Annotated in this window: 22 protein-coding genes; 5 read left to right on the forward strand and 17 right to left on the reverse strand. The window is 70.2% G+C overall.

Annotated features, from left to right (window positions below):
* Positions 1-107 precede the first annotated feature (107 nt).
* On the reverse strand, positions 108-476 hold the full coding sequence (locus tag LXM64_RS11210) for a hypothetical protein (RefSeq protein WP_234073269.1): 369 nt from the start codon (positions 474-476) through the stop codon (positions 108-110).
* A 321-nt stretch (positions 477-797) separates the two neighbouring features.
* Positions 798-3026 (reverse strand): heavy metal translocating P-type ATPase, encoded by a 2229-nt coding sequence (locus LXM64_RS11215; RefSeq protein ID WP_234073270.1) that lies wholly within the window; start codon positions 3024-3026, stop codon positions 798-800.
* 94 nt (positions 3027-3120) lie between these two features.
* Here LXM64_RS11215 and LXM64_RS11220 point away from each other — a divergent pair, with 94 nt between their 5' ends.
* Entirely contained in the window at positions 3121-4512 is a 1392-nt protein-coding gene (locus LXM64_RS11220; RefSeq protein WP_234073271.1) for an MFS transporter, read from the forward strand.
* Here LXM64_RS11220 and LXM64_RS11225 read toward each other — a convergent pair.
* Genes LXM64_RS11225 through LXM64_RS11245 form a run of 5 tightly spaced genes read right to left on the reverse strand, consistent with a single transcriptional unit; the run spans position 4481 to position 7869 of the window.
* Positions 4481-5437 carry a bifunctional riboflavin kinase/FAD synthetase gene (locus tag LXM64_RS11225; protein ID WP_234073272.1) on the reverse strand — a complete coding sequence of 319 codons (957 nt, stop codon included), beginning with the start codon at positions 5435-5437 and terminating at the stop codon, positions 4481-4483. The genes LXM64_RS11220 and LXM64_RS11225 overlap by 32 nt on opposite strands.
* Complete coding sequence (locus tag LXM64_RS11230; RefSeq protein WP_234073273.1) at positions 5434-5886, reverse strand: hypothetical protein; 453 nt, start codon at positions 5884-5886, stop codon at positions 5434-5436. Before LXM64_RS11230 ends, LXM64_RS11225 begins: the two co-directional genes overlap by 4 nt.
* Positions 5887-5924: 38 nt before the next feature.
* On the reverse strand, positions 5925-6293 hold the full coding sequence (locus LXM64_RS11235) for a hypothetical protein (RefSeq protein ID WP_234073274.1): 369 nt from the start codon (positions 6291-6293) through the stop codon (positions 5925-5927).
* The gene (gene truB / locus LXM64_RS11240) at positions 6290-7198 is read right to left on the reverse strand and encodes a tRNA pseudouridine(55) synthase TruB (RefSeq protein ID WP_234073275.1); all 909 of its coding nucleotides are present in this window, start codon (positions 7196-7198) and stop codon (positions 6290-6292) included. Before truB ends, LXM64_RS11235 begins: the two co-directional genes overlap by 4 nt.
* Positions 7198-7869, reverse strand: coding sequence for a uridine kinase (locus LXM64_RS11245; RefSeq protein ID WP_234073276.1), 672 nt, complete (start codon positions 7867-7869; stop codon positions 7198-7200). The genes truB and LXM64_RS11245 overlap by 1 nt, the downstream gene beginning before the upstream one ends.
* Positions 7870-7891: 22 nt before the next feature.
* On the opposite strand from LXM64_RS11245, the gene LXM64_RS11250 reads away from it, so the two are divergent.
* Positions 7892-8758 (forward strand): A/G-specific adenine glycosylase, encoded by an 867-nt coding sequence (locus LXM64_RS11250; protein WP_234073277.1) that lies wholly within the window; start codon positions 7892-7894, stop codon positions 8756-8758.
* A gap of 66 nt (positions 8759-8824) precedes the next feature.
* Positions 8825-9322 (forward strand): flavodoxin family protein, encoded by a 498-nt coding sequence (locus tag LXM64_RS11255; protein WP_234073278.1) that lies wholly within the window; start codon positions 8825-8827, stop codon positions 9320-9322.
* Positions 9323-9326: 4 nt separating this feature from the next.
* Here the strand turns inward: LXM64_RS11255 and rbfA are convergent, their stop codons facing one another.
* The 5 genes from rbfA to LXM64_RS11280 all read right to left on the reverse strand — a co-directional run bounded on the left by rbfA (position 9327) and on the right by LXM64_RS11280 (position 15922).
* Positions 9327-9755 carry a 30S ribosome-binding factor RbfA gene (gene rbfA / locus LXM64_RS11260; RefSeq protein ID WP_137416508.1) on the reverse strand — a complete coding sequence of 143 codons (429 nt, stop codon included), beginning with the start codon at positions 9753-9755 and terminating at the stop codon, positions 9327-9329.
* A 137-nt stretch (positions 9756-9892) separates the two neighbouring features.
* Positions 9893-12661 carry a translation initiation factor IF-2 gene (gene infB / locus LXM64_RS11265; RefSeq protein WP_234073279.1) on the reverse strand — a complete coding sequence of 923 codons (2769 nt, stop codon included), beginning with the start codon at positions 12659-12661 and terminating at the stop codon, positions 9893-9895.
* Positions 12662-12720: 59 nt separating this feature from the next.
* On the reverse strand, positions 12721-12993 hold the full coding sequence (locus LXM64_RS11270) for a YlxR family protein (RefSeq protein ID WP_137416507.1): 273 nt from the start codon (positions 12991-12993) through the stop codon (positions 12721-12723).
* Between the two features lie 34 nt (positions 12994-13027).
* Entirely contained in the window at positions 13028-14014 is a 987-nt protein-coding gene (nusA, locus tag LXM64_RS11275; RefSeq protein ID WP_234073281.1) for a transcription termination factor NusA, read from the reverse strand.
* Between the two features lie 72 nt (positions 14015-14086).
* Positions 14087-15922, reverse strand: a complete 1836-nt coding sequence (locus LXM64_RS11280) for a lipase family protein (protein WP_234073282.1) — start codon at positions 15920-15922, stop codon at positions 14087-14089.
* A gap of 86 nt (positions 15923-16008) precedes the next feature.
* On the opposite strand from LXM64_RS11280, the gene LXM64_RS11285 reads away from it, so the two are divergent.
* Together LXM64_RS11285 and LXM64_RS11290 are read left to right on the forward strand one after the other, a co-directional pair.
* Positions 16009-16803 carry a DUF1206 domain-containing protein gene (locus tag LXM64_RS11285; RefSeq protein ID WP_234073283.1) on the forward strand — a complete coding sequence of 265 codons (795 nt, stop codon included), beginning with the start codon at positions 16009-16011 and terminating at the stop codon, positions 16801-16803.
* A gap of 81 nt (positions 16804-16884) precedes the next feature.
* The gene (locus LXM64_RS11290; protein WP_234073284.1) at positions 16885-17496 is read left to right on the forward strand and encodes an acetate uptake transporter family protein; all 612 of its coding nucleotides are present in this window, start codon (positions 16885-16887) and stop codon (positions 17494-17496) included.
* A gap of 3 nt (positions 17497-17499) precedes the next feature.
* On the opposite strand, the gene LXM64_RS11295 is transcribed toward LXM64_RS11290, so the two are convergent.
* The 5 genes from LXM64_RS11295 to LXM64_RS11315 form a co-directional block, all read right to left on the reverse strand.
* Complete coding sequence (locus LXM64_RS11295; RefSeq protein WP_234073285.1) at positions 17500-19257, reverse strand: proline--tRNA ligase; 1758 nt, start codon at positions 19255-19257, stop codon at positions 17500-17502.
* 61 nt (positions 19258-19318) lie between these two features.
* The gene (locus LXM64_RS11300; protein WP_234073286.1) at positions 19319-20404 is read right to left on the reverse strand and encodes a hypothetical protein; all 1086 of its coding nucleotides are present in this window, start codon (positions 20402-20404) and stop codon (positions 19319-19321) included.
* Positions 20395-20958 carry an RNA polymerase sigma factor gene (locus LXM64_RS11305; RefSeq protein WP_234073287.1) on the reverse strand — a complete coding sequence of 188 codons (564 nt, stop codon included), beginning with the start codon at positions 20956-20958 and terminating at the stop codon, positions 20395-20397. The genes LXM64_RS11300 and LXM64_RS11305 overlap by 10 nt, the downstream gene beginning before the upstream one ends.
* 5 nt (positions 20959-20963) lie before the next feature.
* Complete coding sequence (locus tag LXM64_RS11310; protein ID WP_234073288.1) at positions 20964-22130, reverse strand: hypothetical protein; 1167 nt, start codon at positions 22128-22130, stop codon at positions 20964-20966.
* On the reverse strand, positions 22121-22657 hold the full coding sequence (locus LXM64_RS11315) for an RNA polymerase sigma factor (protein WP_234073289.1): 537 nt from the start codon (positions 22655-22657) through the stop codon (positions 22121-22123). The genes LXM64_RS11310 and LXM64_RS11315 overlap by 10 nt, the downstream gene beginning before the upstream one ends.
* Between the last annotated feature and the right edge of the window lie 195 nt (positions 22658-22852).

The raw sequence follows: 22852 nt of genomic DNA on the forward strand, positions 1-22852 counted from the left end.
GCGGCTCGGTGCCAGCTCGTACGCGAGAGAGTCGACTGGGCCTGACGTGGATGCAGGGATCCGGGCCGACGGTGACAGTTTAGAGCATCCCGCGGTGCGGCGCAGTGTCAGCCCCAGAGTGTGGCGACGACGTCTTCCGTGTACCCGTCCGGCGCGTTCCCGCTCCAGGACGTCGCGACCCACCCGTTGCCGCGGAGGAAGTCCGCCTCATTGCCGTTCGAGCACAGGATGCCGCCGGAGTTGTCGGCGCACACGAAGCCGGCCGCTGCCAGCATGTCCTGGATGCGCGGCGCATCGGCCGGATCCACGATCGTCACGCTCGTCGCGAGGGCGGAGCCCGCTCCCGTGCCCCACGTGCAACGCAGGGTCGGCACACCCGAGTCGATCAGGCCCCGCAGGGATTCCACCTGGGTGGCGGGGAGGGAGACGCCGCCGCTGTTGAGCGGCGCGAGCTCAGCGTCGAGACGGCTGCGCATCGCGGACGAGTAGAGCGCATCGCACGAGGCTGGCAGCTGGATCTCCTGCGTCTGGGGGCGGGGGGTCGACGAAGGCGACGACGGAGAGGATGACGGCGACGACGACGGGCTCGGGGTGGACGATGCGGAGGGCACCGGGGAGCCGGACGGAGACGTCGTCTCCGACGGTTCGGGCACACACGCGGTCAGCGCCAGGACGACGGCGCACAGACCGAGGGCTGCGCCGAGAGAACGGGACTTGCGGATCACGACAACCTCCGGGAGTGGGACAGCTTCGACACTAGACGGAGCATCCCGGCCTGCCCCGCAGCCGCGCCGTCGTCAGCCGGCCCGGCGCAGACGGAGACTGTTGAGCACGACGAACAGGCTCGAGAAGGCCATCGCGGCGCCGGCGATCATCGGGTTCAGCAGGCCTGAGGCGGCCAGCGGCAGGGCGGCGACGTTGTACGCGAAGGCCCAGAACAGGTTGCCGCGGATGACCGACATCACCCGACGGCTGAGCGACAGAGCCGTCACCACCTGAGTGAGCCGTGACCCTGTCAGCGTGATGTCGCCGGCATGCCGGGCGGCGTCCGTCCCCGCCCCCATCGCGATCCCGAGATCGGATGCGGCGAGCGCAGCTGCGTCGTTCACACCGTCACCGACCATGGCGACCCGGCGCCCCTCCGCACGCAGCTGCGTGACGGCCGCGAGCTTGTCTTCGGGAGTGGCCTGCGCACGCACCTCGCCGATTCCGACCTCCACGGCGACCCGACGTGCCACGGGCTCGGCGTCGCCGGTGAGCAGGAGCACGCGCATGCCTCGCTCGGAGAGCTCGGCGACCGCCTCGGCCGCATCCTCGCGGACGGCATCCTCGAGCTCGAAGACGGCAGCGGCGTGCATGTGACCGTCACCGTCGGCCCAGCCCACGACGACATGGGTTCCGGTGCTGTCCTCGAGCGCGACAGAGAGCTCGGCCGGGAGACGGGCTCCCTCATCCGCGGCGAGTGCGGCGTTCCCCGCGAACGCACGGACACCCTCGACGTCGCCGACCACGCCGCGTCCGGGGACGGCCGCAAAGTCGGCGACGGCGGGTGCGTCCGCGACCGCGAGCGCACGGGCGACAGGGTGCTCCGAGCCGGCTTCGAGGGCACCGGCGACGCGACGCGCCCGCGCCTCGTCGACACCGGACGCGACGAACGCACGGCGCACGCGCATCTGCCCCGTGGTGACCGTTCCTGTCTTGTCGAGCACGACCGTGTCGACGCGCTGCGCGGTCTCGAGGGCATCGGGACCGGTCACGAGGATGCCGAGCTGCGCACCCCGGCCGGTGCCGACGAGGATCGCCACGGGCGTGGCGAGGCCGAGGGCGCAGGGGCACGCGATGATGAGCACGGCCACTGCCGCGACGAATCCCTCGGCGACCGATCCGCCGGCCAGCATCCAACCGATGAGGGTCAGCGCCGCGAGCCCGATGACGATCGGCACGAAGACGGCCGAGATCCGGTCCGCCAGGCGCTGGACGCGGCTCTTGCCCATCTGCGCGTTCTCGACGAGCTGAGCGATGCGGGCGAGGCGCGTGTCAGCACCGACCGCATCCGCGCGCACGCTCAGCGCGCCGCCGTGCACGATCGTGCCGCCGGTGACGGAGGATCCGGGCACGACGGACACCGGCGCCGCCTCGCCGGTGAGCATGCTCTCGTCCACATCCGCCCGCCCGTCGACGACGGTGCCGTCGGTGGCCAGCGTCCCACCGGGGCGCGTCATGAAGACGTCTCCCGGACGCAGTGCCTGAAGGGGCACGGTGCGCCCGTCGGCGAGCTCGACCTCGGGCACGGTCAGCTCGCCGAGCGCGCGAAGCGCCGCACCGGCCGCGCGGCGTGACCGCTGCTCGATGTAGCGGCCGATCAGCAGGAAGACCGTCACGGCGGCGGCCACCTCGAAGTAGACGAGCGACGTGGCGTCGTGCACCGGACCGATCAGGACCACCTCGTGGCGGATGCCCCAGCGTCCGGCGGATCCGAACAGGAGTGCCCACAGGCTCCATCCGAAGGCGGCGAAGGTGCCCATCGTGATGAGCGTGTCCATCGTCAGTGCGCCGTGGCGGAGGTTCGCGAACGTCGCGCGGTGGAACGGCCACCCTCCCCACAGCACCACGGGAGCCGTGAGCACTAGCGACAGCCACTGCCATCCGGGGAACTGCCACGCCGGAACCATCCCGAAGGCGACGACGGGGATCGCGAGGGCGACGCTGACGATCAGGCGCGTGCGCAGCGTGGTGGCACCGGGTGCATCCTCCACCTCGTGCACGTGACCCCCTTCATGGTCGCCGTGCGTGTGCACCGGTCGGATACGGGCGGTATAGCCGGCCTGAGCGACCGCCTGCACGAGCTTCTCCTCCGGCAGGTCGGCGGGGTAGCTCACGTGCGCGGTTTCGGTGGCGAGGTTGACCGAGGCAGCAACGCCGTCGACCGCCCCCAGCCGCTTCTCGACGCGCGCGACGCAGCTGGCGCAAGTCATGCCGTCGATGTCCAGGACCGCCTCGCGGGTGGTTCCGTCGTGCTCCTGCATGATGACATCCTCCTCGTCCTCCGCAACGATATACCCCCCTAGGGTATTCCGTGGTCGGTGCGCCGTGTCCGACGAAGGGCGTAGCGTGTGCAGCATGGCGACCCGTCCGAGCAGCCCGGCGAGCGCCGCCGTCGTCATCGGCGTCGCGGTCCTCGCCTCGTTCGTGTCCTTCCTCGACGGCACGATCGTCAATGTGGCCCTGCCCGCCATCGCACACGAGCTCGGCGGCGGCCTGGCCACGCAGCAGTGGGTGGTGGATGCGTACCTCGTGACGCTCGGGGCCTTCATCCTCGTCGCCGGCTCCTTGAGCGACGCCTTCGGGCGGGTGCGGATCCTGCGTATCGGACTCGTGATCTTCGGCTCGGCGTCGCTCGCTCTCGCCTTCGTTCCCAGCGCCGGTTGGCTCATCGCTCTGAGAGCGGTGCAGGGTGTCGGCGGCGCGCTCCTCGTTCCCAGCTCGCTCGCGTTGCTGACCGCGCGCTTCGAGGGTGCGGAGCGCTCCCGCGCGATCGGCATCTGGACGGGGGCGACCACGGTCGCCACCCTCATCGGCCCTCTCGCCGGCGGCCTCCTCGTCGATCTCCTCTCCTGGCGCTGGGTCTTCGCGGTGACCGTTCTGCCCGTCCTGCCCACACTCCTGCTGCTCACCCGCATCCCGGAGCTGCGCACGCCCGGTGCGCGGATCGATGCGCTGGGCGCTGTGCTCAGCACGGCGGGTCTGGGGGCACTGGTGTTCGCCCTCATCGAGCAGCCGCGGCTGGGGGCGGACTCGCCCTGGGTGTGGGCGGGCGCGATCGGCGGGCTCCTCCTGCTTGCCGGGTTCATCTGGCGGCAACGCGTCGCGCCGTCCCCCGTCATGCCGCTGTCGTTGTTCCGGGCACGCAACTTCTGGGCCGGCAACCTCACGACGTTCTTCGTCTACGCGGGTCTTTCGCTCAACGGACTCGTGCTCACCATCTACCTCCAGCAGACGGCTGGCCTCTCCGCGACGGTCGCGGGACTCGCATCCCTGCCTCCGACGCTCCTGATGATCGCATTCAGCTCACGTGCCGGAGCCTGGGCAGGCAAGCTCGGTCCCCGGTGGTTCATGACGATCGGCCCCGCGGTGATGGCGGCGGGCTCCCTGCTGCTGCTGAGCGTCGGCCAGCCCTTCGACTACGTCACGCAGGTGCTGCCGGGCATGGTGCTGTTCGGGATCGGCCTGACGCTCACCGTCGCGCCGCTCACCGCCGCCGTGCTGGGCTCTGTGACCTCCGAGCGCTCCGGCATCGCTTCCGCGGTCAACAATGCCGTCGCACGAGTGGCGGGGCTCCTCGCCGTCGCGGCCATCGGGGTGCTCGTCGGCGACGCGCTGGATCTGACGGGTCTCCATACGGCGATGCTCTTCGTCGCCGCGCTCATGCTCGTCGGCGCCGTCGCGTCCGCGCTCGGGATCCGAGGTGGGACGGACTCGGCTACGCGCCGAGCATCCGACGCACCTGCTTGACGTCGTCGTTCATCTGGTCGATCAGCGCCTCGATCCCCTCGAACGCCACCATCCCTCGCACGCGCTGCACGAACTGCACGTCGACCTCGTGACCGTAGAGATCGATCCCCTGCTCGTCGAGCACGTGCGCTTCCACCTGGCGCGTCGGCACGTCGTCGAAGGTGGGGTTCGTCCCCACGGAGATCGCTGCGGGATAACGCGTCCCCGAGCGCAGTCCCGTCGCCTCATCCACGAGCCATCCGGCGTAGACGCCGTCGGCGGGCACGAATCCTTCCAGCGACGGGCTGAGGTTCGCGGTCGGGAACCCCATCTCCCGTCCTCTCTTGAGGCCGTGCACGACCTCGCCGCGCACGGATGCGGGGCGACCGAGCAGCTTCGCGGCCCCCTCGACGTCACCGGCGGCCAGCAGCTCCCGGACCCACGTGGACGACACCCGGCGACCGCCGTCGATCGCGCTGACGTCGTCGACGACCCCCACGCTGAAACCGAACTCCTCACCGAGGCGTTCCAGCATCCCGGGGTCTCCCGCTCCCCCACGGCCGAACCGGAAGTCGTTGCCGACGAGGACCGCGCAGGTGTCGAGCGGCTCCACGAGGACGCCTCGGACGAACTCCCGCGGCTCCAGCTCCGCCAGCGCAGCGTCGAAGGTGAGCACCATCGCCGCGTCGATGCCGGTCTCGGCGAGGAGCCGGAGCTTCTGCGTGACGCCGACGAGGTTCTCCGGACAGCGATCCGGCCGCAGCAGGGCGAGCGGGTTGCGGTCGAAGGTCACGGCGACGACCTTCGCACCGCGCGCCGCCGCCTCGACCTTGGCGCGCTCGAGGAGGACGCGATGCCCCGCGTGGACGCCGTCGAACTTGCCGATCGCGACGACGGACGGGCCGAAGCCCGCGGGGACCTCATGGGGTCCGTGGAAGACGATCACCAGACAGACCTCTCGACGCGAGCAGGAGCGGGCGCATCCACCGCGTGACCGGGCCGGTGGGAGAACAGCCACCAGACACCGACGAAGGGAAGGATCAGCGGCACGAAGACGTAGCCCGAGCCGAACCAGCTCCAGACCGTCTCCTCCGGGAACAAATCGTGCCGGAACAGGCTGACGGATCCGACGACCAGCACCCCGATCATCTCGAAGACGATCGCGACCCACGCGACCGCGTACCAGATGCGTGAGTGCGAGAAGATGAGGGCCGCCGTCGCGAGGACGTAGACCGCCGCGGAGATCGCCGACAGCGTGAACGCCAGCGGCGCCGCATCGAAGCGCTCCACGATCTGCACGAGCGATCGGCCCGTCGCGGCGAGGGCGAGCACCGCGTACACCGCGACCAGCACGCGGCCGAGGCCGGTGATGCGGGGGCGGTTCGCGGGTGCCATGACCTGACAATCCTAGATCGAGGCGCGGGGCGCCCGGCTCAGGCGCCGATCCCGCTCCAGATCACCTGCATCCGCCAGACCATCACCGCCACGGACCCCGCGGCCACGCCCATCACGACCGTGCTCCACCGGCTGCGCTCGAGCAGCGCCCAGAAGACCCCCGCCGGTGGTAGCAGCGCCGCCGAGACGAGGTAAACCCAGAACTCCAGCGTGCTGCCGGAGATGGGGTTACCCGCGAACGGCGCCACGATCGCCACCACGACCTGCGCGATCAACAGGAGCTCCACCAGAGCGAGCGCTCCGACGCTGACATCGCTCGGGCGGCGACCAGCCAGTCCCAGGATGACGCACACGAGCGCGGCGAGGCCGGCGACGGCGACCTGCGCCAGCGTGAACCAGAGGATCATGCGTGCGCCTCCGGCATGTTCATCGCGCTCTTGAGATCGGCTCCTCGACGCTCCAGTACACCGATCAAGGCACCATCCGGACCGATCGCCGCCGCCGGAGTGGCGGCGACTCTCGAGGCGGCCCCGGTGAGGCGCTTGCCGTGGCGCAGATCGCGCGCCTCGTCGTCACTGACGGCGAGCGTGGGCAGCGCCAGGGCCGCTGCGGCTGCCGGCTGCAGCAGGGCGTCGGCATCGATGTGCTCGAGGTCGACGGCGGCTTCGACATCGAACGAGCCGATGCGGGTCCGCCGCAGGGCCGTCAGGTGCCCGCCGACGGTGAGGGCGGTTCCCAGATCACGCGCCAGCGCGCGGATGTAGGTGCCGCTGGAGCAGTCGACCACCGCATCCAGCTCGATCGCCGCTTCAGTACGACGGATGGCGAGCACCTCGAAACGCGAGACGGTCACGGCACGTGAGGCCAGCACGACCTCCTCGCCCGCCCGCGCGAGGTCGTAGGCGCGTCTTCCCGCGACTTTGATGGCCGACACCGTGCTCGGCACCTGCTCGATGTCTCCCCTGAGATCGGCGATGCCCGCACGGATCTCCTCGTCCGTCACGGCCGCGAGCGTCGGCTCGTCAGCACGACTCGTCACCGTGCCATCGGCGTCATCGGTGTCCGTGCCCGATCCGAGCCGGATGGTGGTCTCGTACGTCTTGTCCAACCCGACGACGTAGGTGAGCAGTCGCGTCGCGGCACCGATGCCCAGGACGAGAAGCCCGGTGGCCATCGGATCGAGGGTGCCCGCGTGGCCCACCTTGCGCGTGTTCAGCGCACGACGGGTGCGAGAGACCACGTCATGGCTCGTCAGCCCACCGGGCTTGTCGACCAGGAGCACGCCGGTGGGCGCCGCCGCCTCACCGGCCATCAGCAGAAGTCCCGGAAGACGCGTACCGGATGCCGCGGGTCGGTGTTGTCGAGGATCACGCTCGCGCGGCCACGCGGGTCGCCGTCCCGGAGGTACAGGTCGAAGCCTGCGCGATAACGCTCATTCGAGGCCGCAAGCGGGTCGGGGTCGCTGCCGTCGCGTTCCGCCATGCGCCCGAACGCCACATCGAGGGGCGCATCGAGCCACACCGACCAGTTCCAGACGTCGCGGAGCTCCGGGCGCAGAAGGAAGAGGCCGTCGACGACGAGGATCGCATCGGCGGGCGCCGTCTCGGCGTCGGGGGCGACGGCGCGATCCTCGTCGAGGTCGTGCGTTGCCGTCACGAATGGTGCGCCCGCGCGGAACGGCCGCAGCAGCCGCTCGAGCAGTGCCTCGGTGTCGTAGGAGTCGCGGTAGTGGCCTTCCGCGGACGTCCGGCCCCGCGCGTAGCGCTCGGCGCGCGGGCGGTGGAAGTCGTCCGCGGATGCACGGAACACCGTCGAGCCGTCTTCGCGCAGGGCATCCGCGAGAGCGTCGGCGAAGTGGGTCTTGCCCGCGCCGTCCCGACCGTCCACCGCGACCAGCAGCCGACCCCGACGGTGGTGCTGGCGCAGCTCCGCACGCAGCTCCGCGAGCAGCGATTCCTGTTCTTGCGAGATCGGTGGGCGCATGTCTCCAGCCTAGGCTGGAGGGATGCCGGATCTCGCCCCAGCGCTCGTCGCCTGGTACCGCGACAACGCGCGCGATCTTCCGTGGCGCGCGCCCGCATTCGGCGCGTGGGGTGTCCTCGTGAGCGAGTTCATGCTCCAGCAGACCCCGGTGAACCGCGTGATCCCCCACCTCGAGGCCTGGCTCGCCCTGTGGCCCACTCCCACGGCGCTCGCGAAGGCGGCACCGGCCGACGCCGTTCGCCAGTGGGCGAATCTGGGCTACCCCCGTCGCGCGCTGTGGCTGCACCGTGCGGCTGTCGAGATCCGCGATCGGCATGACGGCGTCGTGCCGCGCGAGGTCGATCAGCTCCTCGCTCTCACCGGGATCGGCGACTACACCGCACGTGCAGTCGCCGTCTTCGCGTACGGCGACCACCACCCTGTCGTCGACACCAACACGCGGCGCGTCATCGCCCGAGCGATCGACGGCCAGGCGCAGCCCGGCCCTCCCTCCCGACGCGACCTCGCGGCGATGGACGCGCTCCTCCCCGCGGATGCGGCCACGGCCGCCGTTGTGAACGCCGCCGCCATGGAGCTCGGTGCACTCGTGTGCACGGCGCGCAGCCCTCGATGCGCCGAATGTCCGCTCCGCGCGGTGTGCGCATGGCGCGCAGCAGGCTATCCCGACACGGGCGACACCCGCCGTAAGCAGGCGCGGTACGAGGGCAGTGACCGACAGGCGCGCGGCGCGGTCCTCAAACAGCTGCGCGAGGCATCCGATCATGCGATCGCCATCGAGGAGGTGGTCGCGGACTGGCCCGACGCCCTGCAGCGCGATCGCGCGATCGACTCCCTGGTTGCGGACGGGCTGGCAGAGGCCGTCGACGGCGAGCTCCGCCTCCCTCGCTGAGCTCTCCTCTGTTAATCCCGGTCGGCGGGCCGGAACCACGCGTCCCACCGGCGTACGGTGCGGGGCGTGGAGACGCTGATCGTCTACGAATCGCTCTGGGGCAACACCCGCCAGGTGGCCGAGGAGATCGCCCGCGGCGCCGGAGAGCGTTCTGACGCGCTCACACTGTGTGCGGTCGCGGACGCACCGTCCTCCCTCTCCGCGTCACTCGGGCTGCTCATCATCGGCGCGCCGACTCACGCGTTCACGCTGCCGACACCGTCGAGCCGCGCAGACGCGCGCTCCCACGGTGCCGCTGTCCCCCACGCGCCGGGAGTCCGCGAGTGGCTCGCCAGACTCATCGTGGAGAGCCCGCCGGCTCGGGTGGCGGCCTTCGACACGCGGCAAGGACGGTCGTTCCTCGTCGGTTCGGCGGCGAAGTCGATTGCGCGCGCGGTCAGGCGCCATGCACTCGTCGTCTCCGAGACGGCCGACTTCGTGGTGACATCGCGCGAAGGCCCGCTCGAGCAGGGAGAGCTCGAACGGGCCTACGCCTGGGGACGCGCGTTGACCGCGCCCCGATGAAGAATCAGTCCTCGTCGTCCTCGCGGGAGACATAGGGGTCGGCGTCACCGGCGTACTGGGCCGATGCGGCAAGTCCCGCCACGGCGCTGTCACGCTCGCGCGCCTCTCGCAGCAGGTCTTCGATGTGACCGGCGTTCTCGGGAACGCCGTCGGGAATGAACTCCAGCGTGGGCGTCAGACGCACGCCGAGCTTGCGCCCCACCTCGCTGCGCAGCATGCCCGTCGCCGCGGTCAGAGCCGCCGCGGAGTCGAGACGCTCCTGCTCGGTACCCAGCACCGTGTAGAACACCGACGCGTGCTGCAGGTCTCCTGTCACGCGCACGTCCGTGATGGTCACGAAGCCGAGACGCGGATCGCGCAGCCCCTTCTCGAGCCGCTCGGCGATGAGCACGCGGATGCGGTCGGCGAGCCTCGCCTGCCGTTCACTGGCCATGTCCTTCTTCTCCCTCTCTCAAAACCACCGGCGTGGACTCGGGAACTGCGGAGGACTCGGATGTCCGTCCGAGGCAATCGGGGCAGGGGCCCCGTTCTTGCCGAGGACGGACATCCGAGTCCGTGGCAACCGGAGGATCAGCCGCGCGGCTTCTCCACCATTTCGGTCGTCTCGATCTCGTCGCCGATCTGGATGTCGTTGTACTTGCCGAGGCCGATACCGGCTTCGTAGTCCGTACGCACCTCTGTGACGTCGTCCTTGAAGCGGCGCAGCGACTCGATCGCCAGCCCGTCGGCGATGACGACGCCGTCGCGGATGACGCGCGCCTTCGCGTTGCGGGTGATGGTTCCCGAGCGCACGATGACACCGGCGATGTTGCCGAACTTCGAGGAGCGGAACACCTCGCGGATCTCGGCGACACCCGACTGGACCTCTTCGTACTCCGGCTTGAGCAGACCCTTGAGGGACTGTTCGACGTCATCGATCGCGTTGTAGATGACGGAGTAGAAGCGGACGTCGACGCCCTCGCGAGCGGCGCGCTCGCGGGCCTTCGTGTCGGGACGGACGTTGAAGCCGATGACGATCGCGTTGTCGATCGTCGCCAGGTTGATGTCGGACTCGGTGATCGCACCCACACCGCGGTGGATGATGCGCAGCTGCACGGAGTCGTCGACCTCGATCTTGAGCAGCGATTCCTCCAGCGCCTCGACGGCACCGGAAACGTCGCCCTTGATGATGAGGTTGAGCGACTCGACCTTGCCCTCTTCGAGCGCGCGGGTGAAGTCCTCGAGCGAGATGCGCTTGCGGGCCTTGGCCAGCTGCGCGTTGCGCTCGGCGGCCTCGCGCTTCTCGGCGATCTGACGGGCGAGGCGGTCTTCCTCGGTGACGATGAAGACGTCGCCTGCGCGCGGGACGGAGTTCAGACCCTGCACCTGCACCGGGCGAGAAGGCCAGGCCTCCTCCACCGGGTCGCCGTTCTCATCGATCATGGCGCGCACGCGCCCGTAGGCCGTTCCCGCGACGATCGCGTCACCGACGCGCAGCGTTCCGGACTGGATGAGCACGGTGGCCACCGATCCACGGCCCTTGTCGAGCTTCGCTTCGATTGCGACACCGCGCGCAGCCTTGTTCGGGTTCGCCGTGAGGTCGAGGCCGGCATCCGCGGTCAGCAGGACGGCGTCCAGCAGCTCCTGGATGTTGGTCCCCTGACGGGCCGAGACGTCGACGAACATGACGTCGCCGCCGTACTCCTCGGCGACGAGTCCGTACTCGGTGAGCTGCTGACGCACCTTGGCCGGGTTGGCATCGGGCTTGTCGACCTTGTTGACGGCCACGACGATCGGCACCTGAGCGGCCTGCGCGTGGTTGAGGGCCTCCACCGTCTGCGGCATGATGCCGTCGTCGGCGGCGACCACGAGGATCGCGATGTCGGTCACCTGCGCACCACGGGCACGCATGGCGGTGAACGCCTCGTGACCCGGGGTGTCGATGAAGGTGATCGCGCGCTCGATGCCCTCGTGCTCGGTCCACACCTGGTACGCACCGATGTGCTGGGTGATGCCACCGGCCTCGCCCGCCACGACGTTCGTCTGGCGGATCGCGTCGAGCAGTCGGGTCTTACCGTGATCGACGTGACCCATGACGGTCACCACCGGAGGACGGATCTCGAGGTCGTCCTCGCTCTCCGCCTCCAGCTCGGCCTCGAGGTCGAGACCGAAGCCCTCGAGGAGCTCCTTGTCCTCGTCCTCGGGCGAGACCATCTGGATCTTGTAGCCGAGCTCCTCGCCGAGCACCTCGAAGGTGGCCTCGTCGAGCGACTCAGTCGCCGTCGCCATCTCGCCCAGGTTGAACAGGATGGTCACCAGGGTTCCGGGCTGCACGGTGTACCCGCGCAGCGCCTCGAGCTTGTCCGCGAAGTCGGCGATGGAAGCACCGCGACGCAGGCGGATGATCTCGCCGTTGCCCTTCTGGACGTTGACGCCGCCGACGACCGGCGCCGACCGCATCTCGAATTCTTGCCGCTTCGCCCGACGCGACTTGCGCTGGCGCGACTTGCCGCCGCCCTTACCGAAGGCACCCGCGGTGCCACCGCCGGGACCACGGCCGCGGCCACCGCCGCCACCGGGACGACCGGCGAAGCCGCCGCCCGCGGGGGCACCGGGCCGCTGGAAGCCACCGGCACCGCCGGGACGACCGGGACCGCCGGGACGCTGCTGGAACGGAGCGCCGGGACGACCGCCGCCGCCGGGACGACCGGCACCGCCCGGACGCGGAGCGCCGGGACGAGGGGCACCGGGGCGCGGTGCCTGCGGACGCGGGATGTTGCCGGGCGAGGGGCGCTGGCCCATGCCCTGCGCGCTCGCGAACGGGTTGTTGCCGGGACGGGGGCCTGCGGGGCGCTGACCCATGCCCTGCGCGCTCGCGAACGGATTGTTGCCGGGGCGCGGCGCGCCGCCCGGACGCGGCGGGGTCGCACCGCCGGGCTTGGGAGCACCGCCGGGCTTGGGGGCGCCCGGGGTCGCTGCGGCGGAGGTCGAGCCCGAAGCGGGCGCGGCGGGAGCCGCCGGAGCAGCGGGTGCGGATGCGGCGGGTGCCGCAGACTCGACCGGCGTCGGGGCAGGCGTCTCGGCGGCCGGGGCAGCCGGAGCCGCCGGGGTCGGAGCCTGCGGGCGCGGTGCCGCGGGACGAGCCGGGCCCGGGCGGGCGCCGCTCGCGGGCTTGGGTGCGGCGGCGGGCGCCGCGACCCCGTCTGCCTCGAGGGCAGCACGGAGCTTACGAGCCACCGGGGGCTCGATGGTGGATGAGGGGCTCTTGACGAACTCGCCGAGCTCCTTCAGCTTCGCAAGCGCGACCTTGCTGTCGACGCCGAGCTCGGAAGCGATCTCGTGCACGCGTGGTTTTGCCACAATTCTCCTGTCTTGGGGGCCTACCCAGGACAGGGCAGACCGTTAGTCGCGGACGGGTCTCATTTCGAGCCGTTCACTTTGTGTCCATAGCCGTTCAGCCGTTTCTCGATGGTCTGCGTGTCAAGCGGGCCTGACACACGCAATGCCCGCACGAACGCACGGCGCCTCAGGGCGGCATCCATGCATTCGGGCGTCTCGTGGACCCACGCGCCTCTGCCCGGCAGTGCCCCGCGCTCGTCGATGACGAGCGCGGAATCCACGCAGACAACCCGCAGGAGGTCTTTCCGGGGAGCACGCGTGCGACATCCGACGCACGTTCGTACGGGTTCCATCTTACACCTGTCGACCGAGGGGGTCAGGGACGCGTCAGCTCTCCAGGATGCTGTCGGGCTGGATGTCGATCTTCGCCCCGGTGAGCTTCGCGGCAAGGCGGGCGTTCTGTCCCTCTTTGCCGATCGCCAGGGAGAGTTGGTAGTCAGGAACCAGCGCACGAACGGCCTTGGTGCTCTGGTCCAACACGAATGCGGACGTCACCTTGGCGGGCGAGAGGGCGTTGGCCACGAAGGTCGCGAGGTCGGCGTGATAGTCGACGATGTCGATCTTCTCGCCGTTCAGCTCCTCTGTGACGGCGCGCACACGACGGCCGAGTTCGCCGATGCAGGCACCCTTCGCGTTGATCGACGGATCGTCGGTGCGCACGGCCATCTTGGTGCGGTGGCCCGCCTCGCGCGCGAGCGCGACGATCTCGACCACGCCGGCGGCGATCTCGGGCACCTCGAGCGCGAAGAGCTTGCGGACGAGCCCGGGGTGCGTGCGCGACACCGTGATCGCCGGCCCCTTCGTGCCCTTGGCGACGGAGGTCACGTAGACGCGGATGCGGGAGCCGTGGCGGTAGTCCTCGCCGGGCACCTGCTCCTCGGGCGGCAGGATCGCCTCGACGGTGCCGAGGTCGACGTGGACCATACGAGGGTTCGGGCCCTGCTGGATCACGCCGGCGACGATGTCGCCCTCCTTGCCGCGGAACTCTCCCAGCACGGCGTCGTCTGCGATGTCGCGCAGCCGCTGGTTGATGACCTGCTTGGCGGCGAACGCGGCGATGCGACCGAAGTCCTCCGGCGTGCTCTCCTCCTCGCCGACGATGACGCCCTCTTTGTCGCGCACGGGGATGAACACTCCGACGTGCCCGGTCTTGCGGTCGAGGTGAGAGCGTGCACCCTCGGGCAGCTCGCCGGTCGGCGAGGTGTGCTTCGCGTAGGCGGTCAGGATCGCCTGCTCGATGATGGCGACGAGTTCGTCGAAGGGGATCTCCCTCTCGCGCTCGACGGTACGCAGCAGTCCGAGATCGATATCCACGGTGACCTCCTATATTCAGCTCTTCGCGGCGGGCGACGCCGCCGCATCCCCCCTACGTTACCCGATCCGGCCTCATCCGCCGCAGTCGTCGAAGACGGTCTCGGGTACCACGTCGGCGCGCAGCGAGTTCGTCCAGCGCACGAGCGAGGTGAGCATTCCGGAACGCGGCTGCAGGATGTCCTGATGCCCGCGCCCCGCCACCGGCACGGCCCGCACGCGCTCTCCCGCGTCGCACAACCTCGACACCAGGTCGCGTTGCGTCTTCGTGGGCAGGACTTCGTCGTTCGTGCCCCACGCGATGAACAGCGGAGTGTCCCAGGGTCCCGTCGGAACGTTCTCCGCGAGACGTCGGCCGAGCGCGCCGCGCGTGAGCTCGGCGGTGTCGAACGGGGTGTCCTCGCTGAGCCCCAGCGCCGTCAAGGCCGAGACCATCACGCCCGGCTCGCTCAAGCACCGCTGCGTCATCTCCCTGATGAAGGAGCGCGCCCCCGTCGTCACGTAGTCCTCGAGCCGCACATCCGAGTACGTGTCGGCGTACGGCACGATCACCCAGGACACGAGCACCGTCAGCATCGCGCCCGCGTCGCCTCCGGTCAGCTCGCTCGCGAGGGCGACGGGATCGGCGGCGGGAGCGAACGCGGCCGTGCCGAGGACGTCGATGCCCGGCGTGTACTCCGGTGCGAGCATGGTCGTCCACAGCGCGGCATGGCCGCCCTGCGAGTGCCCCCACACGACGGTCTCGGGCGACAGCACGAGATCCTCGATCTCGCCCGCCGCCAGCACCGCGTCCAGCGCCGAGCGCGCCTCGCCCGTGCCGATCAGGTAGGGGAAGTCTCCGGGCGCGCCCTGACCGCTGTAGTCGGGGGCGACGACGACCCAGCCGCGTGCCAGCATGCGCTCGAGGGCGGGGATCGCCCACTTCGTCGCCGTGCCGTCGGCGAGGCTCGGGGCGCAGCCGCGTGCCACGCCCGTCGTGCCGTGGTTCCACAGCAGCACCGGCCGGGGGCCGGGCGGCGGGTCGTCGGGGATGATCACCATCCCGCTGCCGACGGCGGGGGCGCCGGTCGATGAGCGCGTCGTGTAGAGGATGCGCTGCACCTCGCCGCGATCGGGCTCACGCCCGCCGTACTCGCCCACGCGGATCAGCTGTCCGTGTCCCTCGGGAACGTGCGCGGGAGGATCGTAGAAGGCGTCGACGACGGGCGCGCCCTCGCGGAGCCAGTCGTTCAGACCGAAGCCACCCACCGTGCTGACCACGAGCACGAATGACAACGCGTAGCGGCCCGCCGCGCGGAGGACCCTGCGGCGGCGCGAGGGAGCCGCCCGCACCCGGTCTTCGGTCTCCGCGCGTCCGTTCCGGGTGCGTACGCCGCGGGCGATGAGTCCGATACCGAAGACGATGGTGCGCACACCGAAGACGACCGCGACGACGAGCAGCGTCACATCGGGCCAGGTCAGCGACAGGACGCCGAACGAGACCTGCGCGCCGCCCCAGACGGCCGAGAGCACACGGACGCTGGCCACGCCCCGGGCGAGCGCGTCGCCGATGGATGCCAGACCGCCGACGACGAGCAGCACGGCGAGAGTCGGAGGCAGCAGCTCGATGCTGCGTCCGAGCCAGACGAGGATGACGACCCCGCCCGCGATCCACAGCAGCGCGATCAGACGGGTCCACCAGGCGGGCCCCGCGCGGCGCGACACCAGCTCGAGCACGCCGGAGACGATGACGCTCAGCCCGACGTACAGTCCGAGCAGCACGAGCGAGGCGAGCGGGCGGATGACGATGAGCAGGCCGAGCACGACGACGACGACACCGATGAGCAGCACGACACGCGCCGGAGCGGCATCCAACAGGCCCGGCAGGGCGCTGACCCGCAGTCGACGGCGCAGCGGAACGTGTTCGGGCATCGGGACATTGTAGGCGCGCAGATCCCCCGGCCCCGCACGCCCGGCAACCCCTCGGCTCCGGGCGCGCGAGATCGTATTCTGCGTCGATGAGCACTCCGAAGAAGACCGCCCGTCGTCTCGAGAGCGACCCGCGTCTGCGCACACTCGCGAAGGCGGGCTACACGGCCACCGGCATCGTCCACGTCATGCTGGGCGGCATCGTGCTCGCCGTCGCATTCGGCGGCGACGGCGATGCCGATCAGTCCGGGGCGTTCCGAGCGCTGGCGGCCTCACCCTTCGGTCTCATCGCGCTCTGGGCGGTGGCGCTCGCGCTCGTCGCGTTGGCGCTGTGGCACGCGGTGGCGGCTTTCGCCGGCACGGGCGAGAGGGGCTCGTGGTCTCGACGACTGTCCGAGACGGGTCAGGCTGCGGCGTTCGCCGCACTCGGCGCGACCGCTGTCCTCGTGGCGGTCGGCGGCCGATCGGATGGAGACACGAGCGTCAAGGAGACGAGCAGCGGAGTCCTCTCGATTCCGGGCGGACCGTTCATCCTCGGCGCGGTCGGAGGAGGAGTCTTCGTGGCGGGCATCGCGTTCGGCGTGATCGGTGGCAGGCGGAGTTTCCGGAAGAAGCTGTCGGTGCCGGCCGGGGTGATGGGGACTGTGGTGGTGGCGCTGGGCGTCGTCGGCTACGTCGCCAAAGGAGTCTCGCTGGCGACGGTCGGCGTGCTGCTGAGCGTGGCCGCGGTCCGCGTCGATCCGCAGGAGGCGGGTGGCCTCGACGGCGCCGTGCAGTCCCTTCTCGAGCTGCCCGCGGGACCGGTCATCGCGATCGCGGTGGGCGGCGGGCTGATCGCCTACGGGCTGTTCTGCATGTTCCGCGCACGATACGCCCGCCTCTGAGACGCGCGAGGTCGACCGATTGTTGCCGAGCTGCGCGCAGGAACGGCAAGCTGGCACGATACCCGTCGACCAAGGAGCGAGATGACGTCCTCCCCCGCCTTCCGCGGCTACCCGTTCCAGCCGGCAGATCCCGGACTCATCGGACTGCTCGGTTTCGTGATCGCGACCCTGACCGCCCAGCTCGCGCATCTCGGATTGCAGGACGAGAACCCGGTGTTCTGGATCGGAGCAGCCTTCGGCGGCGTCGTGCAGGTCACGGCCGGCATGCTGTCCTACTTCATCGGCGACGACTTCCACTTCATCGTCTACAACGCCTTCGGCTGGTACTGGATCGTCGTGCCCGGATTCCTGCTGGGCGAGGAGCTCGGCTTCTTCGAGGTGACCGCGCAGGCGCGCGGACTCTTCTCGCTGATCTTCGCCGTGCTGGCGCTCCTGTTCGCCGTGCCGGGGGCACTGCACAACCGGGTCCTGCCGACCACCCTGATCTGTGTCGCCGGCGGACTCGGGCTGCAGTCCGCCGGAGCCTTCATCGGCGAGCCGGCGCTGGGCTCCGCCGGATCGGTGCTGCTGCTGGCCGCATCCGCCCTGGCGCTCTACATGCTCGTCGAGAAGTTCCTGTGGCGCACGATGCACCGCCGGCTGCTGCCCCTCGGCCGCCCCTGGCTGCGGGGCGCGCCGGCATCCGAGAGCTGAGGCTCAGCCCTCCTGCAACAGCCGGTAGGCCGTCTCGAGCGCGACCTTCTCGCGTGAGCCCGTGCGACGGTCCCACACCTCGACGACACCGTCGGCCGCATCACGGCCGACGACGACGACCCGCGGGATGCCGACCAGCTCGGCGTCCCCGAACTTCACTCCGGGCGAGACCTTGGGTCGGTCGTCGTACAGCACGTCGAAACCGCGGGAATCGAGCTCTGCACTGACCTGCTCCGCGAGCTCGAAGACCGCGGCATCGCGACCCGCGGCCACGACGTGCACGTCGAAGGGCGCGACCGAGGCGGGCCAGATGAGACCCTTCTCGTCGTTGTTCAGCTCGGCGATGATCGCGAGGATGCGGGTGACGCCGATCCCGTAGGAGCCCATCGTGACGGTGACGAGCTTGCCGTTCTCGTCGAGCACTTTGAGGCCGAGCGCCTCGGCATACTTGCGGCCGAGCTGGAAGACGTGCCCGATCTCCATGCCGCGCGCGAGCGTGACAGGCCCGGAGCCGTCGGGAGCGGGGTCGCCCTCACGGACGTTCGCGACGTCCACCGTGCCGTCGGCGAAGAAGTCACGGCCCGCGACGAGCGAGTGCACGTGCTTCTGATCGATGTTGGCGCCGGTGACCCAGCTCGTGCCGTCGACGACACGCGGGTCGAGCAGGTAGCGGATGCCGGTGGCGGACTCTTCGCCCAGCACGGCGCCCTCGGGCGACCAGGGGCCGATGTAGCCCTTGACCAGCAGCGGGTGGGCGGCGAAGTCCGCCTCGGTGGCGGGCGCGACCTCGGCCGGCGCGAACGCGACCTCCACGCGCTTGTCGTCGACCTCGCGATCGCCGGGCAGTCCGATGACGACGAGCTCGCGCGAGCCGTCGAGGTGCGTGAGCGCGAGCACGACGTTCTTGAGCGTGTCGGCGGCGGTGTACCCGCCCTCGAGCACCGCGTTCATGTGGTCGACGAGGGTCGCGATCGTCGGAGTGTTCGGCGAGTCGAAGACGACCGGCTCCGGCAGACCGTCGATCGGACGCGCTTCGGGCACCGCTGTCGTGTAGGCCTCGACGTTGGCCGCGTACCCTCCCGCTGAGCGCACGAAGGTGTCCTCGCCGACGGGGGTCGGGTGCAGGAACTCCTCGGAGCGCGACCCGCCCATTGCCCCCGCATCCGCCTGGACGATGACGTACTCGAGACCGAGGCGCTGGAAGATGCGCTCGTAGGCGTCGCGCTGGGCCTGGTAGGAGGCGTCGAGTCCGGCATCCGTCGCGTCGAAGGAGTAGGCGTCCTTCATCGTGAACTCGCGCCCGCGCAGGAGACCGGCGCGGGGGCGGGCCTCGTCGCGGTACTTGTCCTGGATCTGGTAGATCGTCAGCGGGAGGTCTTTGTAGGACGAGTAGAGGTCCTTCACGAGCAGCGTGAAGGCCTCTTCGTGCGTCGGGGCGAGCAGGTAGTCGCCGCCCTTGCGGTCCTGGAGACGGAACAGGAGGTCGCCGTACTCGTCCCAGCGGCCCGTGGCCTCGTACGCGCCCCGGGGCATGAGCGCCGGGAAGTGCACCTCCTGCGCACCCGCGGCGGCCATCTCCTCACGCACGACCGTCTCGATCTTCGCCTTCACCCGCAGCCCCAGCGGGAGCCACGCGAAGATGCCGGCCGCCTGCGGTCGGATGTAGCCGGCGCGGATCAGCAGCTTGTGGCTGGCGACCTCGGCGTCGGAGGGGTCCTCGCGGAGCGTGCGGAGAAAGAACGTTGACAGACGTGTGACCACGATTCCCAGTCTACGGATGCGGCGGGCCGCCGTGAGCGCGATCACCCACGGCGGCCCGGGCTCAGCCGAGCGTCGCGTTGAGGGCCTGCCACAGACCGGGCAAGCGTTCGGTGTCGCCGCCCGCCCAGACGACCTGCAGCACGGCGTTTCCCGTCGCCCCCAGCGCCATCGCCGCTTGGGTGTCCGACGCGGGCACAAGCCAGACGGTCGTACCGTCGGCCAGTGCGATCGGCGTTCCTCCGATCGAAGCGAGACGTTCGCCATCGATGTCGGTCGACCCTCGCGACAGGAAGACCTCTGCCCTCGAGAGATCGGTATCGGTCCAGAAGGTGCAGTACTGCGCCACCCCGGTCTCCTCGAGAAGGTCCCACTCGATGCCCATGGGAAGACTGTCACCTTGGAACGGAATCGTGGGAGCCCCCAATTCCTGACCGGCGGCAGTTTCAACAGCCGCGCACTCGGGCAGTGAGACAGCTGCATCCACCACTCCCGGACGACCGGGCTCGGCCTGGGCGCGCGGCCCGACCAGATCGACCACCCTTCGAGCCATATCTTCGTCGGCCGTTTGGGCAACGACCCACGCGTCGCCAAACTGGCCGGCGAAGAAGCAACCGACCATTCCGCACTCGGGCTCGGAGCCGCGTACTCGAATGTCTTCGGGCACTGCGGCCAACGGGTACACGCCGACCATCAACAACACATATTGGCCCTGGCTCCCACTGGCCAACCACTCGCAGGAGAGACCGCCGAGCGCCGCAGGCTGAGTGTGCGCGTGACGCGCTTCGGCTCCCGGTCCGATGATGAGCGCAACCTCGTCGTCGGACATGACGCGCGCGCAATCTCCCCCCAACGCCTGCGAAGCAGGGTCCGGCTCCGGTGTGGGCGTGGGCGTGGGCGTGGGCGTCAGTGTGGGTGTGGGCGATGGGCTCATGGTGGTCTCGATGGGGGTGGCGACCCGGTCCGGGCTGCCCAGCGCGGTCAGCGCGACCGCCCCCACGACCGCCGCGACCAGCAGCACCGCGGCGCCACCCGTGATCGCCTGCATCCGGCGCCGCCTCGCGGCACGCATCCGCCCCGCACCCGCCGTCACCAGAGCGCGGAGTTCGTTCTGTTCGCCGGCGGAGAGCCGGTCGTCGTTCACACCCATGACGCCTCCACCTCGACCATCTCGTCGCGCAGCTTCGCCTTCGCCCGCGCCAACCTCGACTTGACCGTCCCCGGCGCGATGCCGAGCGCCTCGGCGACCTCCCGTTCGGAGAACCCCTCCAGCACCGCCAGCACCACGACAGCCCGCTCCCGCTCCGGCAGCTTCCTCAGCGCGGCGAGCACCCCGCTCTCATCCGACGCCGACGGCGCATCGACGTGGCGCTCCGCGGGAGTCTTCGCCAGCAACGCCCGATAGCGCCGCGCCGACCGCTCCAGATTCCGCGCCGCATTCGCCACCGTGACCAGCAGCCACGGCAACACGGACCCGTCCACCACGTGGACCGAGCCCCGCTTGCGCCACAACTCGAAGAACGCCACCGCCACGGCGTCCTTCGCGTCCTCGTGATCCCCCAACAGTCGGAACGCGTGCCGGAACACCCGCCCCTGGTGCAGGTCGAACATCTCCCCCAACGCCGACTCGTCGCCGGCGCGCAGCCGTACCCAGGCTGCGCTCTCTCGGCCCCGCATCGCGTCCGTCACGTCGGCCTCGCCCATCTCTCTCAACCCACCGTTCCGTTCAGCGCCTCGATGACCCGCACACCCAGCTCCCCCAGCGCATCATCGCTCGGCGAGCCGTCGACGAGGCTCGTACCGACGCGAACGAGATTGACTCCGTCGGACACGACGACGTACCTGTTGTGCCCTTCCCACGGGTCGTAGTCGGGCAGCGTCCACGCCGCGTAGCCGCCGCGCACGGTGAACGGCGATGCACCGTCGACGGCAGCAAACCCCGTCGCGTAGGCCGCCCCGCCGGAGACCGTCTTCACAGACACGTCGTGGATAGGGCTCGCGACGAAGGCACAACCACCCGCAGCTCCACGCTTGCCCGGAATCTGGCCGGGTGAGATCTCCGTCGGCGACTGCCCCTGAGGCGGCGACGCCTCAGCCACACTCACCGGCATCCCGAGAGCACCCGCGATATCGACTGACGCGGTGAGGTCATCACAGGCGACCGGCGGCCACCACTGAGCCGTGGGGGCGGCGGGTGCAGCACTCGGCCACTGCGCCGCGTTCTCGAATGCTGCGTTCATCACCTCAGTCGGGTCCGGCGAGCTCCCCACCGCCGACGCGCGGATGTACACCCACAGCCCGTCGCGGGATTCGCTCCGAGCGCAGTAGGAGGCCTCCGCACCGCAGCCCGGCGCTTCCTCGAGCCCGGCGAGGTAGGGCTCGACGACACTCAGGGGGTATGCCCACAGGGTGAGCTTCTGCTCACCGTATCCGGGGTCATTGCTCCACGTGCAGCTCAATCCCCCCTGCAAGGCGACGGAGCCGTCTGACCAGGCATCCGCCATCAGCGTCATCTGGACGCCGTAGAAGTCGCCGACCGCTCCTGTGGTGAGCGCATTCGCGCATTCTCCGCCGAAGGGTGCGACACCTCGCACGGCCGCAGCCGGATCCTCAGTCTGTTCGGTGGCAGTGGGTTGAGGCGTGGGGGTCTTTGTCGTCACGGTGGTCGCGACCGGTGTCGCAATGCGGTCCGGGCTGCCGAGCGCCGTCAGTGCGACCGCGCCCACCACCGCTGCGACCAGCAGCACCGCGGCACCGCCGGTGATCGCCTGCATCCGACGCCGCTTCGCGGCACGCATCCGGCCCGCTCCCGCGGTCACCAGCGCGCGCAGCTCGTTCTGTTCGCCGGCGGAGAGCCGGTCGTCGTTCACGCCCATGACGCCTCCATCTCGACCATCTCGTCGCGCAGCCTTGCTCTCGCCCGCGCCAACCTCGACCTCACCGTTCCCGGCGGCACGCCGAGCGCGTAAGCGACATCGCGCTCCGAGAACCCCTCGAGTACCGCCAGAACCACGACAGCCCTCTCGCTCGCCGGCAGCTTCCCCAGAGCCTCCAGGGCCGCGCCGGCATTCGAACCTGACGGCTCGGCGTCGCCGTGGCTCGCCGGCACGGGCGCCAGCAACGGGCGGTATCGGCGCGTCGAACGTTCGAGGTTCCGCGCCGCATTCGCCACCGCCACCAGCAGCCAGGGCAGCACCGATCCGTCCACGACCCGCACGGCGGCGCGTCTGCGCCACAGCTCGAAGAAGCCCACCGCCACCGCATCCTTCGCATCCGCATGATCGCGGAGCAACCGGAACGCATGCCGGAACACACGCTCCTGATGCAGATCGAACACATCCCCCAGAGCCGATTCATCGCCGGCACGCACCCGTTGCCACAACGCGGCTTCAGCATCTCTCACACTCTGAAGTGTCCGGCATCACGAAGTTGGTTCCCGAACTGCGAAGATTCATCCGAACCCGATGACCCGTGCACGGCGGGGCGCATGTTCCAGGCCTCAGAGACCAGCTGTGTTCACATCTGCACCACTCGTCGTGCGGGTGTCGCGGGACGGCGCGCCGATTTGACCGAACGGCGTCTACCGTGCGCAATATAT

The organism is Microbacterium binotii (assembly GCF_021398715.1).
In the GTDB taxonomy this organism is placed as follows: domain Bacteria; phylum Actinomycetota; class Actinomycetes; order Actinomycetales; family Microbacteriaceae; genus Microbacterium; species Microbacterium binotii_A.